At 70.4% G+C, this 16,669-nt stretch carries 15 protein-coding genes; 9 read left to right on the forward strand and 6 right to left on the reverse strand.

Translation table 11 applies throughout. From position 1 onward, the window contains the following. Positions 1-43 precede the first annotated feature (43 nt). Positions 44-1,369, reverse strand: a complete 1,326-nt coding sequence (locus tag JIG36_RS02585; protein WP_203374337.1) for an FAD-dependent monooxygenase — start codon at positions 1,367-1,369, stop codon at positions 44-46. Between the two features lie 119 nt (positions 1,370-1,488). Between JIG36_RS02585 and JIG36_RS02590 the strand changes: the two genes are divergently transcribed. Then, positions 1,489-2,148, forward strand: a complete 660-nt coding sequence (locus tag JIG36_RS02590) for a hypothetical protein (protein ID WP_203374338.1) — start codon at positions 1,489-1,491, stop codon at positions 2,146-2,148. A gap of 52 nt (positions 2,149-2,200) precedes the next feature. Here JIG36_RS02590 and JIG36_RS02595 read toward each other — a convergent pair whose 3' ends face one another. Further along, positions 2,201-3,040, reverse strand: coding sequence for a MurR/RpiR family transcriptional regulator (locus JIG36_RS02595; RefSeq protein ID WP_236045488.1), 840 nt, complete (start codon positions 3,038-3,040; stop codon positions 2,201-2,203). A gap of 60 nt (positions 3,041-3,100) precedes the next feature. Here JIG36_RS02595 and JIG36_RS02600 point away from each other — a divergent pair, with 60 nt between their 5' ends. Next, positions 3,101-4,105: an ornithine cyclodeaminase family protein gene (locus JIG36_RS02600; protein ID WP_203374339.1), complete on the forward strand. Its 1,005-nt coding sequence runs from the start codon at positions 3,101-3,103 to the stop codon at positions 4,103-4,105. After that, complete coding sequence (locus JIG36_RS02605) at positions 4,102-5,547, forward strand: aromatic amino acid lyase (RefSeq protein ID WP_203374340.1); 1,446 nt, start codon at positions 4,102-4,104, stop codon at positions 5,545-5,547. Before JIG36_RS02600 ends, JIG36_RS02605 begins: the two co-directional genes overlap by 4 nt. 465 nt (positions 5,548-6,012) lie before the next feature. Here JIG36_RS02605 and JIG36_RS02610 read toward each other — a convergent pair whose 3' ends face one another. Then, complete coding sequence (locus tag JIG36_RS02610; protein ID WP_203374341.1) at positions 6,013-6,993, reverse strand: LacI family DNA-binding transcriptional regulator; 981 nt, start codon at positions 6,991-6,993, stop codon at positions 6,013-6,015. A gap of 349 nt (positions 6,994-7,342) precedes the next feature. Between JIG36_RS02610 and JIG36_RS02615 the strand changes: the two genes are divergently transcribed. Next, the gene (locus JIG36_RS02615; RefSeq protein WP_203374342.1) at positions 7,343-8,221 is read left to right on the forward strand and encodes an amidohydrolase family protein; all 879 of its coding nucleotides are present in this window, start codon (positions 7,343-7,345) and stop codon (positions 8,219-8,221) included. Continuing rightward, positions 8,218-8,712 (forward strand): cysteine dioxygenase, encoded by a 495-nt coding sequence (locus JIG36_RS02620; protein WP_203374343.1) that lies wholly within the window; start codon positions 8,218-8,220, stop codon positions 8,710-8,712. The genes JIG36_RS02615 and JIG36_RS02620 overlap by 4 nt, the downstream gene beginning before the upstream one ends. Positions 8,713-8,729: 17 nt before the next feature. On the opposite strand, the gene JIG36_RS02625 is transcribed toward JIG36_RS02620, so the two are convergent. Further along, entirely contained in the window at positions 8,730-10,178 is a 1,449-nt protein-coding gene (locus JIG36_RS02625; protein ID WP_203374344.1) for an aromatic amino acid ammonia-lyase, read from the reverse strand. 119 nt (positions 10,179-10,297) lie between these two features. On the opposite strand from JIG36_RS02625, the gene JIG36_RS02630 reads away from it, so the two are divergent. Genes JIG36_RS02630 through JIG36_RS02645 form a run of 4 tightly spaced genes read left to right on the forward strand, consistent with a single transcriptional unit; the run spans position 10,298 to position 13,555 of the window. Further along, a complete protein-coding gene (locus tag JIG36_RS02630) occupies positions 10,298-11,311 on the forward strand; it encodes an ABC transporter ATP-binding protein (RefSeq protein ID WP_203374345.1) in 1,014 nt (337 codons plus the stop codon). Beyond that, positions 11,308-11,958: an ABC transporter permease gene (locus JIG36_RS02635; RefSeq protein ID WP_203374346.1), complete on the forward strand. Its 651-nt coding sequence runs from the start codon at positions 11,308-11,310 to the stop codon at positions 11,956-11,958. The genes JIG36_RS02630 and JIG36_RS02635 overlap by 4 nt, the downstream gene beginning before the upstream one ends. After that, positions 11,955-12,611: an ABC transporter permease gene (locus JIG36_RS02640; RefSeq protein WP_203374347.1), complete on the forward strand. Its 657-nt coding sequence runs from the start codon at positions 11,955-11,957 to the stop codon at positions 12,609-12,611. Before JIG36_RS02635 ends, JIG36_RS02640 begins: the two co-directional genes overlap by 4 nt. Before the next feature lie 11 nt (positions 12,612-12,622). Further along, positions 12,623-13,555: an ABC transporter substrate-binding protein gene (locus tag JIG36_RS02645; RefSeq protein ID WP_203374348.1), complete on the forward strand. Its 933-nt coding sequence runs from the start codon at positions 12,623-12,625 to the stop codon at positions 13,553-13,555. Between the two features lie 55 nt (positions 13,556-13,610). On the opposite strand, the gene pflA is transcribed toward JIG36_RS02645, so the two are convergent. Beyond that, the gene (gene pflA, locus JIG36_RS02650; RefSeq protein ID WP_203374349.1) at positions 13,611-14,339 is read right to left on the reverse strand and encodes a pyruvate formate-lyase-activating protein; all 729 of its coding nucleotides are present in this window, start codon (positions 14,337-14,339) and stop codon (positions 13,611-13,613) included. Beyond that, complete coding sequence (gene pflB / locus JIG36_RS02655) at positions 14,339-16,564, reverse strand: formate C-acetyltransferase (protein WP_307872535.1); 2,226 nt, start codon at positions 16,562-16,564, stop codon at positions 14,339-14,341. Before pflB ends, pflA begins: the two co-directional genes overlap by 1 nt. Positions 16,565-16,669: the final 105 nt, after the last annotated feature.

Here is a 16,669-nt window from a genome sequence, read left to right on the forward strand (position 1 = left end):
GAAAGCGAACGACCGCGGCCACCGAGCGAGAAGGCCAAACGGCTCAGACCGCTGCCGCGATCAGGGACGCCAACTCGTCGCGGGAAGGTCCGGGATGTGGCGGCGGCCGCCAGCCCCGAGCGTAGATCGCCCGCGCCCGCGGCTCGATCTCGTCGAGAGTGGACGGCAACGCCTCCATCGCCATGTAGGGCCCGACGACCCGCAGCAGCGTCGGATCGGCCTCGGTCGCCTCCATGATGAGGTCGCTGGGGAGGCGCCTGGTGGTGTCGATGTCGCCGCCGGCCCAGCGCCGCAGGATGTCGGTGTCCCAGGAGACGTGGTCGGAGAACCACGGGCGGACGTTGTCGACGCACCACCCGTCGAAGGCCAGCGCCACCGCCTCCGGATCGCCCGGATGCGCGTCGAGCAGGCGTACCAGGGCCACCGCCTGCCGCAGCGAGACCGCGATGCCCCGCCCGGCCGACGGGTTCGTGGTGCACACGGCGTCACCCACGTGCAGCAGCCCGGGCAGACCGACCCGACCGGCCGCGTCGAGCTGCCCCCGGTACGTGTTGTAGAGCCGCCCACCCGGCAGAACCGGCGTGATCGGCGTGCTGCGTGACGGGTCCACCCATGCGGCCAGCGCGGGAACGGCGAGCGCGGCCGCCTCGAACGCCGCCGGGAAGCGGAGCGCACCGAAACGGCGGTCGTCGGCGGGCCGGATGAACAGCGCCGAGAACGTACCCCGGTCGTGCAGGAAGATCGCGATCATGTAGCCGGCGAGGGTCTGGATGATGCCGACCGGCGCGTTCATCGGCCCGCGCTCGGCGTCGGGGAGCAATGCGTACTGCCGGGACACGTACGCGAGACCGCAGTCGCCGCCCTCGCCCGGCGCGCGCAGGTCGTCGGCGAGGCGGGCGGCCCGGCCGGAGGCGTTGATCACCAGGTCGGCGTCGAACGAGCGGCCGTCGACCCGCAGCCCGGCGGCGCGCCCGCCGGAACGCAACACGTCGTCGACGTGTCCCCGGACGAGCGATACCCCGGGTTCGGCCGTGGCGAACTCGCGCAGCACCCGCTCGAAGACCGCCCGGCGGCAACGCAGGGCCGCGTGTGGTGCGGGCTCACCGTCGCCGCCGCGGAACACGATCCGTTCGGCGCCGGCCTGGTCGAGGGCGGTCAGCATCTCGGGCATCTCGGCCGCGAGCGCCTCGGAGATCTGCGGCCGGAACCCGTGCGGGTGGTGGAACTGCATGACGCCGCGTCGCTCCCAGGTGCCGTCGGCGGCGGGCCCGGGGTCTCGGTCGATCACGGCGACCCGGTGGCCGCGGCGGGCCAGGGCGACCGCGGTGAACAGGCCGGTCGGCCCGGCTCCGGCGACGGCGACTTCCATGGCGCGAGCCTAGGGACCGGGCTTGGCGAAAGGCGGCGACGGTCGGCTAGCCGACTACGCCGGCGCGATGGCATGAAGGGGGGATCAGAGTCGCGACCTGCGTACGTAGCGTGACCGGCATGCGATTCACACGGGGAACCCTGATCCTTTCGACGACCGCGGCGGTGGCTCTGTTCGCCACGAGCGGCTGCGGGCCCGCTGACAAGTCCGCCGGCGCCGCGCCCGGCCCGTCGGCCACGACCGCGAAGGCCGGCACCGGATTCGGGGGCAGCCCCGAGACGAGCACCCCGCCGGCGCCGACGAAGAGCCCGGAGAAGACCGAGGCCCCGGAACCGGTCGCGACCAAGATCAAGAAGCCCGTCCCGGCCTGGAAGGACGTCGTCAAGCCCTGCCCGTACGAGGGTCAGGAGCCCGAGATCCAGAAGGTGGTCAAGAAGGACGCGACCAAGGACGGCGTCCCCGACACCCTGGTCGTGCGCAGCTGTGAGGCGACGACCTCCTACTGGGCCTCGACGATCGAGGTGTTCGACGGCACGGCCGACCCGTCCCGGCCGAAACGGATCGGCACGCTGCTCAGCGACGTCTTCAAGAAGGACCAGCCGGTCGTCACCGAGGTGCTGCTCAACAAGGGCATCGTCGGCGTGAAGGCCTACGGCACCAGCGAGAAGGCCGCGCGGGCGTGCCCCGACCTGATCCTGTTCTACCGCTACGAGTTCAACGGCAGCGGCTTCGACCGGATCTGGCGCGACGCCGGCGTCAAGCAGGAGTGCCGCCTCTGACCGCCCATGCGCAGCCGGCGGCAAGCAGGAATGCCGCCGGTAACAACAACGGTCAAAAGGCCCAGCGGTCCACCAGCGCTTCGTGGGCCTCGAGGCGCTCCTGCGTACGCACCGGGTCGGTGTTGGCGATGGCGTCGAGCAGACTGACCGCCAGCACCACCCCGGCCGCGTGCGAGTCGAAGACCAGTCCCGTGCCCACGGGCGCCACCAGCAGCACGTCGGCGTCCGGGGCGAAGGGCACGAGGGCACTGTCGGTCACGACCACGGTCGCCATGCCGAGCCGCCGGGCCAGCTGCAGCGCCTCGACCGTGCCCGCCGGGTAGCGCGGCATCGCGAAGACCAGCACCGCCGACGCCCCCTGTTGCCGCAGTTCGAGCACCGCGTCGTCGAGCGAGCCGGCGTCGGTCTGCACGTGCACCGCCGGCAGCACCCTCCGGGCGAAATATCCGAAGTATTCGGCGAGCGCCGCCGACGCCCGCAGCCCGATCACTCCGAGCGGGGTGGTCGCGGCGAGGAGGCGTACGGCGGAAAGCATGTGATCGGAATCGAGGACGCGCCGCGTGGCCGCGAGGTTGGATATCTCGAGGTCGACCGCGGAATGCCGATCGGGCACCACCGCACCCGGACCGCCCGACAGCACGACCTCACGCATAGCCGCCCGGAACTCCGGATAGCCCGCGAAACCCAGCGCCGTCGCGAGCCGGGTCACGGTCGGCTGCGACACCCCGGCCTGCTCGGCGATCTCGATCGTGGACAGGAACGCCACGTCCGGGAACATACCGAGCATCCGCTGCACGATCTGGCGCTGCGTCGGCGACAGCCGGTGCCGTTGCGCGAGGTCGAGCAGCCAGTCCTCGGCACGGCCGGTGTCCAGGCGTTTCTCCAGCGTCATAGGGCCGCCCAGTCAAGCGAGCTGAATACTTCGAAACACCAAGGCTATAGGGTGCATTACATGATTCACACCCGCTTCCTCAACGGCGCCGACATCGAAGAGCTCGCGATCGGGCCGGCCGACGTGATCGCGGCCGTGGAGAACGTCGTGGCGGCGCACGGGCGCGGCGAGACGGTGTTCGAGCCGCGCATGCACCTGATGCCCAACAACGGCGGCGCCGGGCACTTCAACGTGTTGCGCGGGCACGTCGACACGCTCGGCGAGCGCGGGCTGAGCGGCGTCAAGGTGGTCGGCGACTTCGTGCCGAACTACCAGCAGGGCCTGCCCAGCGAGCTGGCGCTGATGACCGTCTACGACCCGACCAACGGCGTCCCGCTCTCGATCATGGATGCCACGTGGATCACCGAGGTGCGTACGGGAGCGATGACCGCCGTCGGCGCGAAGTATCTGGCCCGGCGTGACTCGAAGATCCTCGGCCACGTGGGCGCGCGCGGCACCGCGTTCGCCAACGTCACGATGCTCGACAGCCTGTTCCCGCTGGAGGAGATCCGGGTCACGAGCCGGCGGCCCGAGTCGCGGGAGGCGTTCGCCGAGCAGTTGCGCGCCGCCACCAGGACTCCCGTGCGCGCGGTCGCCACCGCCGACGAGGCCTACGACGGCGCCGACATCCTCGTCGAGGCCTCCCGCCTGGAAAAACCCACACCCCTCCTGCGTACGGCGGCAGTGAAGCCCGGCGCCTTCGTCGTTCCCTACGGCACCGTCAGCGCGGTCGAGCTCGACCTGCTCGATGTGATGGACAAGGTGGTGGTGGACGACTGGCGCGAGTCACAGTCGGGACGTTTCGGGGCGTTGCGGGCACACGTCGACACCGGCCGGCTCAGCGAGAAGTCGCTCTATGCGCAGATCGGCGAGGTGGTCGACGGTCAGAAGCCGGGCCGCGAACGCGACGACGAGCGCATCCTGTTCTGGCACCGCGGCCTGTCGATCCTCGACGTCGCCCTGGCCCACCTGATCCTGACCCGCGCCGAGGCGGCCGGCGTGGGCACGATGCTGCGCTACCGATGACCACGTCCCAGCCAGATCAAGACCGGTTTCCCGTACGGGACATCGCGCACCCGGCCGACCTCGACCGCTCGGTCATCGGCCGGGTGGCGCGCGGCGAGATCCGGATCGAGCTTGCCGCGGGGTTGTTGGCCGCCCTCGCGTCGAGCCGCGACGCCACGCTGCGGGATCTTTCCGGCAAGGTCGTCTACGGGGTCAACACCGGTATGGGGGCGCTGTCCGGTGTGCGGCTGGACCCGACGGCGCAGGCCCGGCACCAGGACACGCTGATGACCGGCCGCGCGGTGGGTTCGGCGCCGTGGCTGCGGCCCGAGCAGGCGCGGGCGGTGCTGGCGGCCCGGCTGCGTACGCTGCTCGACCCGGCCGCCGGCGTCTCCCCCGGACTGTGCCAGGCCCTGGTCGACCTGCTCGGCTCCGACGTCGTCCCGGCGATCCCGGCCCGCGGGAACGGCGCGGCCGGCGAAATCATCCCGCTCGCGCACGCCGGAGCCGTCCTGAACGGCACAGGTCGCGTCCTGGGCGATGCTGACGCGGCCACGGCGCTGGCGGAGGCCGGTCTTGCGGCGCGGCCTTTCGGGCCGAAGGAGGGCATCGCGTTCTTGGAGGGGGTGCCCGGCCTGACCGGCTTGGCAGTTCTCGCCTCTGACGCCGTACGGAAGCTTCTCCCGCAGATCCTCGAGGCCACGGCCGCCTCGCACACCGTGATCGGCGCCAGCCCCGACCCGATGCACCCCGCCCTGGCCGACAGCGACGAGCTGCGAAGCGTGCTCGACGACCTGCGCAAACTCCGCGGCGAAACCCCGGCCCGGGCGCTGCAGGCCCCCGTCTCGTTCCGGGTGACCGCCCCCGCCCTGGCCGTCGCCATGCGGGCCACCGACGCCCTCGACGCCGCCGTGGACCGCGCGCTCTCCGCGGTCACCGACTCGCCCGCCCACCTGGACGGCGAGTTCGTGGGGACGTTCGGCTTCGCCGGCACCGAGCTGACCGCGGCCGTCTCGGGCGTGACCACGGCCCTGGTCCACTTGGCCGAGCTGGGGACGGCCCGCGTGCACCGCCTGCTCGACGCGAACCTGACCGGCCTGAACCGGCAGCTGTCGGAGTCGCCCGGCCTGCACGCCGGAATGGCCACCGTGCACAAGCGAGCGGTCGGCGTCACGCACCGGCTGCGGCGGTTCGCGGTTCCGGCCCTGTCCGGCGCGATCGAGACTTCGCTGGGCCAGGAGGACGTGCAGAGCTTCGGCTTCGAGGCGGCCGAATGCCTGGACGAGGCGATCACCGGCCTGCGCGACGTCCTCGCTTGCGAGCTGCTGGCGGTCGTCCAGGCCGGCCGTTTGGCCGGCGCGCCGCTGCTCCCCCAGTTCGACGCCGTGGTGCCGGCAGGAACAGCTGACCGCCCGTGGGGCCGAGACCTCGAGAAGTTGATCGCCGAACTTCTAGAACCCTGATGCGTGCCCATGAGAACGCTGCCCCTCAAGCGGCGGGCGTTCGACCGCGCGATCGCTCACTCCGGCGAGCGCACGAGTACGCAAACACTCACGCCATGGGCGCCGAAACCCGCACCCGCTCACGCCGCAAGCGCTCAACACCGAGGACGCTCCCGGGCGCGATCGCTCAACGCGTGGGCGCTCAAGCGCGCGATCGCTCACCCAAAGGTGCGCAGTCGCTCAACGCCGTCAGCACTCGAGCGCGCAACCGTCCAACGCAAGTGCACGATCGCTCAACGCCTCCGATACTCGAACGCGCGATCGCTCAATACCGAGGACGCTCACGGGCGGTCGCTCAACGCTGCGGCCGTTCGGGCGCGCGATCACTCAACGCAAGTGCGCGATCGCTCAACGCAAAGGTGCGTAGTCGCTCAACGCCGCGGGCGCTCGAGAGCGCGATCGCTCGACGCGCAGGGGTTGTGACGTTCAGACCGCGCAGGTCGAGCCGCGCACGATCAGCTCGGGGCGGAACAGTGGCACGCCGCCGGGCGTGTCGAGCTGGTTGAGGGCGGCCTCGACGATCGCGTCCTCGTCCCAGGCCATCGTGGTCAGCCCCGGCTCGACCAGCACGGCCAGCTGATGGTCGTCGTAACCGATCACCGACAGGTCGTCCGGGATGCGCAGCCCCTCGTCGCGGGCGGCCCGATAGACGGCGAACGCCAGCGAGTCGCTGAGGCAGAACACGCCGGTGGGCCGGTTCGAGCCGGCCAGCAGGTCGGCGACGATCTCGACGGCCTCGGTGGTCGCGGCGGGCGCCGAGATCGCGACCAGGTCGATGCCGAGCGCGTCGGCGATCTCGGGCGCGAGCAGCTGGGCCGGGCGCCCCGGCGTGGACGGCAGGGCGGGCGCGAGCAGTCCGATGCGGCGATGGCCGAGTTCGGCGAGGTGGGCGAAGGCGGTCCGGACCCCGTACGCGTTGTCGAACAGCACACTGCCCGAGCCGGGCCGGGCGGTCAGCGCGTCACCGATCGACACCACCGTGACGTCGGGCCCGAGCAGCCGCCAGTAGTCGGCCGTCGGGTCGACCGGCGAGACCAGCGCACCGTCGACCCGCTGGGCCACGAACTGCTCCACGATGCGCCGCTCGAGTTCCGGATCGGCATCCGCGTCGGCGATGGTCGCGTACCGCCCCTTGCGACGCAGGGCCCGGGTGAGCAGCACCGAAAAGTCCTGCTGCCAGAGGTCACGCAGAGACCCGGAGACCCCGACCCATCCCGTACGCCCGCTGGCCAGCGCCCGCGCGATCGGGTCGACGGTGTAGCCCATTTCGTCGGCGAGCTGCCGCACCCGGCGAATCGTGGCCGGCGACCCCCGGATGCCGCGCAACGCATAGGAGGTGGCGGCCAGCGACAGCCCCGCGGCGGTGGCCAGGTCTTGCAGGGTCCGCCGACCCGGCTGCCGTGACATCGGCCGAATGTAACACCGCCGCCACGCCCGTTCTGCCCCACGCGCCCGACCCGCAAGATCGCCACCCCAAGATCGCCGGGAGCAGCCATCCCAAACCCCCGCCCACCCAGGGGCCTCTGAACCTAGCTCGGCCGCGGCGGCGGAAGCGGAGTCGTCCACAGGTGGGAACGGTGGCTGGCGGGGCTTATCCACAGCGGCGTGTCTGATCCTCAAGAGCGGCCGGCGAGTTTCCGCAGCTGCGGCAGACCGGGGCGGAATTCCGGTGCTTGAGAACACATTGCGTTCACGGGAGGGAAGCGCTTCACTTCTTGCACATGTGAAGCGCTTCCCTAGGCTGCGAGGAGGGACGATGTTGATCGACTGCCACCAGCACCTGTGGCCGGGGCGGTTTGTTGACGCGCTGCGCCGCCGCCACGCCTACCCATACATGCGGGACTGGACGTTGTTCCTGGCGGGCGAGGACCCGTACGCGGTCGATCCGCAAGCCCACGACGTCGCGCTGCGCCGCCGCACCGAGCGCGCCGACCAGGTGTTGATCTCGCTCTCCAGCCCGCTCGGCATCGAGCACCTGCCGGCTCGCGACGGCGCTGAGCTGATCGACATCTGGCACGAGAGCGCCCTCGAGCTGGGCGACCCGTTCGAGGTGTGGGCGGCCGCGTGTGTCAGCGAACCCGATCCGGACGGGCTGGCCAAGGTGCTGCGGGAGGAGCGGATCGTGGGGCTCCAGCTGCCCGCCACCGCGCTCGCCGACCCGGGCGGCATCGAGCATGTGGGGCCGCTGCTCGACGAGGCCGCGAAGGCCAACAAACCCGTCCTTGTGCATCCGGGACCGGCGCCCGCCTGCGCTCCGGGGTTTCCAGGGTGGTGGCCGGCCCTGGTCCCGTACGTGGCTCAGCTGCATCAGGCCTGGCTCGCCTGGCATGTGGCGGGACGCAAGGACGTGCGCATCGGGTTTGTCGCGCTGGCGGGGCTCGCGCCGCTGCATCACGAGCGGCTGGCCGCGCGGGGCGGGGCGCTGGGGGCGCTGAACGCCAACGTCTTCTACGAGACCTCGTCCTACGGCACGCGCGCGATCGACGCCCTGATCCGTGTGGTGGGCGTCGATCCGATCATCTCGGGCTCCGACCGCCCGTACGCGGAAGCGGTCGACCCTCACCTGGGCGCGGCCTTCACCCACGCCTTGTTCACCGCGAATCCGCAACAGTTTCTGAAGGGGGAACTGCGATGACCGTTCTGCCGGCCCCGCCCGGTCGGGTGCTGGACCTGCCGGAGCTCAAGCGCTGGGTCGCCGAGCTCGCCGAGCAGCCGGAACTGTGGGAACACCTGGTGCAGCACGACACGGGCGGCCGGCACTACGCGTCGCTCTACCGGGACGCCGACATCGACGTCTGGGTGCTGTGCTGGAACGTCGTGGACGACACCGGCTGGCACGACCACGACACCTCCTCGGGCGCGGTCGCGGTGACCCGGGGCGCGGTCACCGAGGCCACCCCGCGCATGGGTGGCGAGCCGGTGACCCGGGTGGTGGAGGCGGGACGGGCGTTCGCGTTCGGGCCCGACCACATCCACCGGATGGGCGGGGCGGTCGACGGGTCGGTGTCGATCCACGCGTACTCGCCGCCGCTGTGGCGCATGGGGCAATACTCGATCAGCCCGGCGGGTGTGCTGCGGCGCAAGGCGGTCAGCTACGCCGACGAGCTGCGCCCGATCGACGAGTAGGACGAGTAAAAGGTCGCCTAAGCGCTCAGGCCCATCGAGGAGTAATCAAGGACGGCGCCGAGCCGCGGCAGCAGTTCGGCGCCCCGCTCCAGGTCGATGCCGAGCGGCCGGTCGTCCTCGGACGGGTCGAGCGCCTCGTCGGCCATCTCGAACGCGTCCCGCAACGGCCCCACCGTGAGCCGGCCGGGCGCCATCCGCAACGCGCGCACGGCCGCCACCAGCTCGGCGGCGAGCAGCGTGGGGGCGAGCTGGGTCATCGTACGAAGGGAACGCGCGCCCTGCGTGGCGAAGCTCGCGTGCTCCTCCAGCCCCAGCGAAATGCTCAATGTGCCGGCCGCGGTCGGGGTCATGCCGACGCGGATCTCGGTCAGCAGGTCCTGCACCACGTACTCGCTGATCATCAGGCCGGAGCTGCCGGCCGGACCGGCCGCCAGGAACGCCCGCAAACCGGTCAGGTCGGGGCGCATCAGCAGCCCGAGCCGCGCGGTCGAGAGCGACAGCACCGGCAGGAACGCCCCGCGCGCGGCGTCGAGACCGGAGGCCAGCGTCGCCGTGTGGAACTGCCCGTGATGCAGGACGCCCTCGGGGGTGACCAGCGGGTTCTCGACGGCCGCGTTGATCTCGGAGGTGAGCACGTCGTCGAGCGTGCGGGCGGCGTGGATGGCCGGCGCCGTCACCTGCGGCAGCACGCGCAGGCCGAACGGGTCCTGGATGCGGACCGGGGCCGCGCACCCGGCCACGAGCCGGCTCATCAGGCGGGCCACCTCGACCTGGCCGGGGTGCGCCCGGTTGCGGTGCACATTCACGTCGTACGCCTCGGGGTTGCCCCGCAGCGCCAGGAAGCTCAGCGCCGCCACCACCACCGACGCGCGCAGCTGGCTCTGCATCCGCTGCAGCCCGAGAGCCGCGGTGGCCACGGTGAGCGCGCTCGAACTGATCAGCGGGAGCGCGTCGGTGGCGTCGATGGTCGTGACCGGCCCCTTGCCGTTCTGCCAGGGCCGCTCCCCCGCCAGGGTCAGACCGAGCTCGGCCAGCGCAGCCAGGTCGGCCGTGCCGATGGCGCCCCACGAGTGGATCGTCGGGACCGCGCCGTCCCGCAATGCCTGGGCCAGCGCCTCGGCGACCCGGGGCGAGATGCCCGACCCACCGGCGAGGATCTGATTGAGCCGTACGGTCATGGCCGCACGCGCCGTGTTGTCGTCCTCGACCGGCCCGACCGCCGCGCAGTGACTGCGCAGGAGTCTTAAACCGCGTTCCTCGTCACTCGCACGCTCGTGCCGGTTGGCACCGACGCCGGTGTTCGCCCCGTAGACTGCGCCGTGCGCCCGCGCGTGCTGCAACAACGCGTTACTTTCTCCGACCCGTCGCAGGGCGGCCGCCTCGACCTCGACCCCACATCGACCGGAAGCGATCGCCACGAGCCCACTGATCGTCAGATTCGCCCCGTCGAGCCGTTCTGCCTGCATAGCGCCACCATCACACGTGTTACCAGACCGTAAAGGCCGCCCCCAGGCCGTTGACATTCTATTCACTACGCCTGAAGTATGAATAGCCGTATTCATAAATCCGCTGCCGCAGGAGTGCCATGATCACATTCGACGACGTCGTGAAGGTCTATCCGGGCGGCAGCACCGCGGTCGACCACGTGTCGCTGGAACTGCCTACCGGCAAGATGACGGTGCTGGTCGGGCCGTCGGGCTGCGGCAAGACCACCTCGTTGCGCATGATCAACCGCATGATCAGCCCGACCTCGGGCCGCGTGCTCATCGACGGCAAGGACATCGCCGACCAGGACGAGGCGCTGCTGCGCCGCGGCATCGGCTATGTGATCCAGCACGCGGGGCTGTTCCCGCACCGTACGGTGCTCGACAACGTGGCCACCGTGCCGGTGCTGCTCGGCAAGACCCGCCGCGAGGCCCGCACCGCCGCCCTCGGCCTGCTCGAGCGGGTCGGCCTCACCGAGGAGTTCGCCAAGCGCTACCCGGCCCAGCTCTCCGGCGGTCAGCAGCAGCGTGTCGGCGTGGCCCGCGCGCTCGCCGCCGACCCGCCGATCATGCTGATGGACGAGCCGTTCAGCGCCGTCGACCCGGTCGTCCGCGAGGGCCTGCACCGCGAGTTCCTACGCCTGCAGCAAGACCTCGGCAAGACGATCGCCATGGTGACGCACGACATCGACGAGGCCATCAAGCTGGGTGACGTCGTCGCGATCTTCCGTCAGGGTGGCAAGCTGGCTCAGGTGGGCACCCCGCAGGAGCTGCTGACCGCGCCCGCCGACGACTTCGTGGCCGAGTTCGTCGGACGTGACCGCGGCATCCGCAGCCTCTCGTTCGACTCCGCGGCCGAGCTTCCGGTCGGCGAACTGCCGGCCGACCTGGTGCTCGACGAGGCCGGCCGCCCGCTCGGGTGGAAGTCGGCCGGCGGGGTCACGCCCACCGGGGGCACGTTCACCACGTCCGACTCGCTGCGGCTGGTCACCGACCTGGCGATCAGCTCCCCGGTCGGCACCGCCGTGCGCGTGAACGCCGAGGGCGCCGCCGACGGGGTCGTACGCCATCACGACCTCGCCGACTACCTGGCGACCCGGCGAGCCGCCTCATGATCACTTATCTGTCCAACAACTCCGAGACCGTGCTGGCCGCGCTCCGCCAGCACATCACGCTCGCGCTGATCCCGGTGCTGCTGGGCTTCCTGATCGCGCTGCCGATCGGCTACCTCGGTGTGCGGTTCCCCTGGCTCTATCACCCGCTGGTCAACGTGGCCGGCGTGCTCTACTCGATCCCGTCGCTGGCGCTGTTCGTGTTCCTGCCGGTGGTGCTGGGCACGAAGATCCTGTCGCCGCTGAACATCGTGGTCGCGCTCACCATCTACACCGTCGCGCTCATGGCCCGTACGGTCGCCGACGGTCTGCGCTCGGTCGACCGGCTGATCACCGAGTCGGCCACGGCAATGGGTTACCGCCGGGTGCGGCGCCTGTTCGACGTCGAGCTGCCGGTCGCGCTGCCGGTCATCCTGGCCGGCCTGCGCGTGGCCACGGTCTCGAACATCAGCCTGGTCAGCGTCGGCGCCCTGATCGGCATCGGCGGCCTCGGGCAGCTGTTCACCCGCGGCTTCCAGCTGTTCTACATCGAGCCGATCCTGGTCGGCATCATCCTGTCCGTGCTGCTGGCCGGCATCGCCGACCTGATCATCGTGCTGATCCAGCGCGCGGTGACACCGTGGACCCGCGTGCAGGGAGGCCGGGCGTGAACCTCGACTACCTGTTCGACGCGGCCCACTGGGACTTCTCCACCGGCAGCATCCCGCAGCTGATCGTCTCCCACCTCTGGTACGTGTTCCTGGCCCTGCTGATCGGTCTGGTCATCGCGTTGCCGGTGGGTCTCTACATCGGGCACACCGGCCGTGGCTCGTTCATCGCCATCAACGCCGGTAACGCCGGCCGTTCCCTGCCCACGCTCGGTCTGCTCATGCTGATGGTGACCCTGCTCGGGCTGGGGCTGCTCCCGGTGCTCATCGCGCTCACGGTGCTGGTCATCCCGCCGATCCTGACTTCCGCGTACGCCGGTCTGCGCACCCTCGACCCCGGTGTCGTCGACGCCGCCAAGGGTGTCGGCATGCGCCCCATGCAGGTGCTGTTCCGGGTCGAGCTGCCGATGGCCCTGCCCGTGCTGATGAGCGGTTTCCGCAGCGCCGCCCTGCAGGTGGTGGCGACCGCGACCGTGGCCGCCGCGGTGGGGCTGGGCGGTCTGGGCCGCCTGCTGATCGACGGCCTGGCCGTCAACGACTACTCCCGAGTGCTGGCCGGCGCCATTGTTGTCGCGGTGCTGGCGGTTCTGCTCGACCTGGTCCTGGCGCTCGCGCAGCGCTGGATCGTCTCCCCGGGTCTCCGGGCATCCAAGTGAAAGGTCCCAGCATGAAACTCCTTAGCCGACTCAGCGCGGCGGGCACAGCCGTCGCCCTTCTGGTCGCTCTGACCGCCTGCGGCGCCGACGAGGACCCGCTGTCGAACAGCGACGGTGGCAGCAGCGCCGCACCCGGCACCATCACCGTCGGATCGGCCAACTTCGCCGAGAGCGAGCTGCTGGCCGAGATCTACTCGCAGGCCCTCGAGGCCAAGGGCCTGACGGTCAAGCGCCAGTTCAACATCGGCGCCCGTGAGCTCTACCTCAAGGCCCTGCAGGACGGCTCGATCGACCTGCTCCCCGAATACAACGGCGCCCTGCTCTCGGCGCTGTCGAGCGGTGGCGCGCCCGAGGGCGTCAGCAAGCCGGAAGACGTGCTGGGCGCGCTCAAGAAGGTGCTGCCGTCGGGCACCGAGGTGCTCGAGCAGTCCCCCGCCGAGGACAAGGACACCCTCACCGTCACCTCCGAGACGGCGTCCAAGTACAGCCTGAAGACCATCGAGGACCTCAAGCCGGTCGCCAAGGACCTCGTGATCGGCGCCGGCCCCGAGTGGCAGGAGCGCTACCAGGGTCTCAAGGGTCTCAAAGAGCTCTACGGCATCGAATTCAAGGAGTTCAAGCCGCTCGACGCCGGTGGCCCGCTCACCGTGAACGCCCTCATCAAGGGCCAGATCCAGGTCGGCAACATCTTCTCGACCGACTCGTCGATCGCCACCAACAAGTTCGTGGTGCTCGACGACCCGAAGAACCTGTACCTGGCCGAGAACATCATCCCGCTGATCCGCACGTCGGCGAACAACCCCACGGTGACGGAGGCCCTGAACGCCGTCTCCGCCAAGCTGACCACGGAGAACCTGACCACGACGCTGGCCAAGGTCCAGGTCGACAAGCAGGACACCGCCGCGGTCGCCAAGGGCTGGCTCACCGAGAGCGGCCTCGTCTGACATCCGCTTCACCGCGCCGCCCGGGTTGGGAAACCCGGGCGGCGTTTTTTGTCGGTCAGAGGGTGGCCAGGCCGTGATCGCGGAACTGGGCCCGGGTGCGTTCGAGCAGCGTCTCGTCGGGTGGTTGGGTGTCGGCCAGCGGGAACGGCAGGCCCAGGGCCGCGTATTTCCGGGCGCCCAGGCGGTGGAACGGCAGCACCTCGACGCGCTCGACCGTGGGCACGTCGGCGGCGATGGCGGCCACCGCGTCGACGTTGTCGGGGGCGTCGGTCAGGCCGGGGACCAGCACAAAACGGACCCAGATGGGGATTCCGCGGTCGGCCAGGCGGTGGGCGAACCGTACGGTGGGCGCCAGGCTTCCGGTTCGGGTGACACGCCCGTACGTGGAAGGGTCGCCGCTCTTGATGTCGAGGAGCACGAGGTCGAGCGTGTCGAGCAGAGCGTCGTCGGCCCGGGAGCCGAGGAAGCCGCTCGTGTCGAGGGCCGTGTGCAGACCCATCTCCTTGCAGCCGCGCAGGATCTGGCGGGTGAAGGCGGTCTGCTGCAACGGCTCGCCGCCGCTGACGGTGACGCCGCCGTGGGCGACCTTGAGGAAGCGCTCGTAGCGGCGGATCTCGGTGAGCAGGTCGGCCGAGTCGGTCGCGGTGCCGTAGCGGCGATATTGCGTGTCGGGGCTGTGGCAGTAGAGGCAGCGCAGCGGGCAGCCGGCCAGGAACGCGACGAAGCGCGTCCCCGGGCCGTCGACCCCCGTCGAGATGTCGTACGAGTGCAGGCTGCCGATCATCAGAGCGACCCGTGGAACGTCCGGGAGATGACGTCGCGCTGCTGCTCGGCGGTGAGCTTGACGAAGTTGACCGCGTAGCCGGAGACCCGGATGGTGAGCTGCGGATACTTCTCCGGGTGGACCATCGCGTCCTCGAGCGTGGCCCGGTCCAGCACGTTGACGTTGAGGTGGAAGCCACCGGCGTCGGTGTAGCCGTCGAGCACCCCGACCAGGCCGTCGATCCGGTCGTCGCGGGAGTGGCCGAGCCCGTCCGGCGTGACGGTCGTGGTCAGCGAGATGCCGTCCCGGGCCGACGTGTAGGGCAGTTTGGCCACCGACAGCGCCGCCGCGACCAGGCCGTGCTTGTCGCGCCCGTTCATCGGGTTGGCGCCGGGAGCGAACGGCTCTCCCGCGCGCCGGCCGTCGGGGGTGTTGCCGGTGTGCTTGCCGTAGACGACGTTCGACGTGATCGTCAGGACGGACAGGGTGGGTTCGGCACCCCGGTAGGCCGGTTGGCGGCGGATCTTCGCCATGAACCGCTCGACCAGGTCGACGGCGATCGCGTCGGCGCGGTCGTCGTTGTTGCCGAACGCCGGGTAGTCGCCGTCGATCGCGTAGTCGACGACCAGGCCGGTCTCGTCGCGCAGCGCCTTGACCTGCGCGTATTTGATCGCGCTCAGGCTGTCCACGGCGACCGACAAGCCCGCGATGCCGGTCGCGAGGAACCGGCGTACGGGGTGGTCGTGCAACGCCATCTCGAGACGCTCGTATGCGTACTTGTCGTGCATGTAGTGGATGACATTGAGCGCTTCGACGTACGTTTCGGCCAACCAGTCGAGCGTCCGGTCATAAGCGCGCATCACCCGCGCATAAGTGAGCACGTCCTCGTCGACCGGTTCGCTCACGAACACCTGATCGCCGCTCATCTCGTCCCGGCCGCCGTTGATGGCGTACAGCAGCGCCTTGGCCAGGTTGGCCCGCGCGCCGAAGAACTGCATGTCCTTGCCCACCCGCATGGCCGACACGCAGCAGGCGATCGCCGTGTCGTCGCTGTACGCGGGCCGGATCAGGTCGTCGTTCTCGTACTGGATGGCGCTCGTGTCCAGCGACACCTGCGCGCAGAACCGCTTGAACCCTTCGGGCAGCCGCGGTGACCAGAGCACGGTCAGATTCGGTTCCGGCGCTGGGCCCAGGTTGTACAGGGTCTGCAGGTAGCGGAAGCTCGTGCGCGTCACCAGCGGCCGGCCGTCGCCGCCCATGCCACCGATCGCCTCGGTCACCCAGGTCGGGTCGCCCGAGAACAACTGGTCGTACTCCGGGGTGCGCAGGAAACGAACAATGCGCAGCTTGATGACGAAGTCGTCGATCAGTTCCTGCGCGTCGCGCTCCGTCAGCGTCCCCTCGGCCAGGTCACGCTGCACGAAGATGTCCACGAACGACGACGTGCGCCCGAGCGACATGGCGGCGCCGTTCTGCTCCTTGATGGCCGCCAGGTAGGCGAAGTACAGCCATTGGATGGCCTCGCGCGCGGTGGTGGCCGGGCCGGAGATGTCGTATCCATAGCGATCGGCCATGAACCGCAGCTCCTCGAGCGCGCGAATCTGCTCGGCCACCTCCTCCCGGTCGCGGATGACATCCTCGGTGGACCGCTGCGCACCCAGGGCGGCCCGGATCGTGCGGCGGTCGGCGATCAGCCGGTCCACGCCATAGAGCGCGACCCGCCGGTAGTCACCGATGATCCGTCCCCGCCCGTACGCGTCGGGCAGTCCCGTGATGATGTGCGAGCGCCGGGCGGCGAGGACAGCGGCCGGGTAGGCGTCGAACACGCCGTCGTTGTGCGTCTTGCGATAGCGACTGAAGATCGTCTTCACGGCGGGGTCGAGGCTGTACCCGTACGCGGCCAGGCCCGCCTGCACCATCCGCAGCCCGCCCTGCGGCATGATCGCCCGGCGCAGCGGCGAACTGGTCTGCAGCCCGACGATGAGTTCGTGGTCGCGGTCGATCCAGCCCGGCGCGTGCGAGGTGATCGTCGACGGCGTGTGCGCGTCCACGTCGTAGATGCCGCGCCGCCTTTCCTCGGCGAACATGCGCGTCAGCTGCCGCCAGATCCGCTCGGTCCGGTGCGTGGGGCCGGCGAGAAAATCAGAGTTCCCCTCGTACGGCTCCACGTTGTCCCGCACGAACGCGGCCACATCGATCGTGTCCCGCCAGGCCGTGCCCCGGAATCCGCGCCACCCCATCACCATGACAGCCTCCTGTTCTCCGGTTCCCAGCGTCGGCCACGCCCCACCGGTCACGGCAGGGCCGTTGGTCCCACAGGTGCCGGAACTTCTCCCCTGCCGCCGAGCCTT

The sequence above is a fragment of the Paractinoplanes ovalisporus genome, assembly GCF_016834655.1.
Taxonomy (GTDB): Bacteria; Actinomycetota; Actinomycetes; order Mycobacteriales; family Micromonosporaceae; genus Actinoplanes; species Actinoplanes ovalisporus.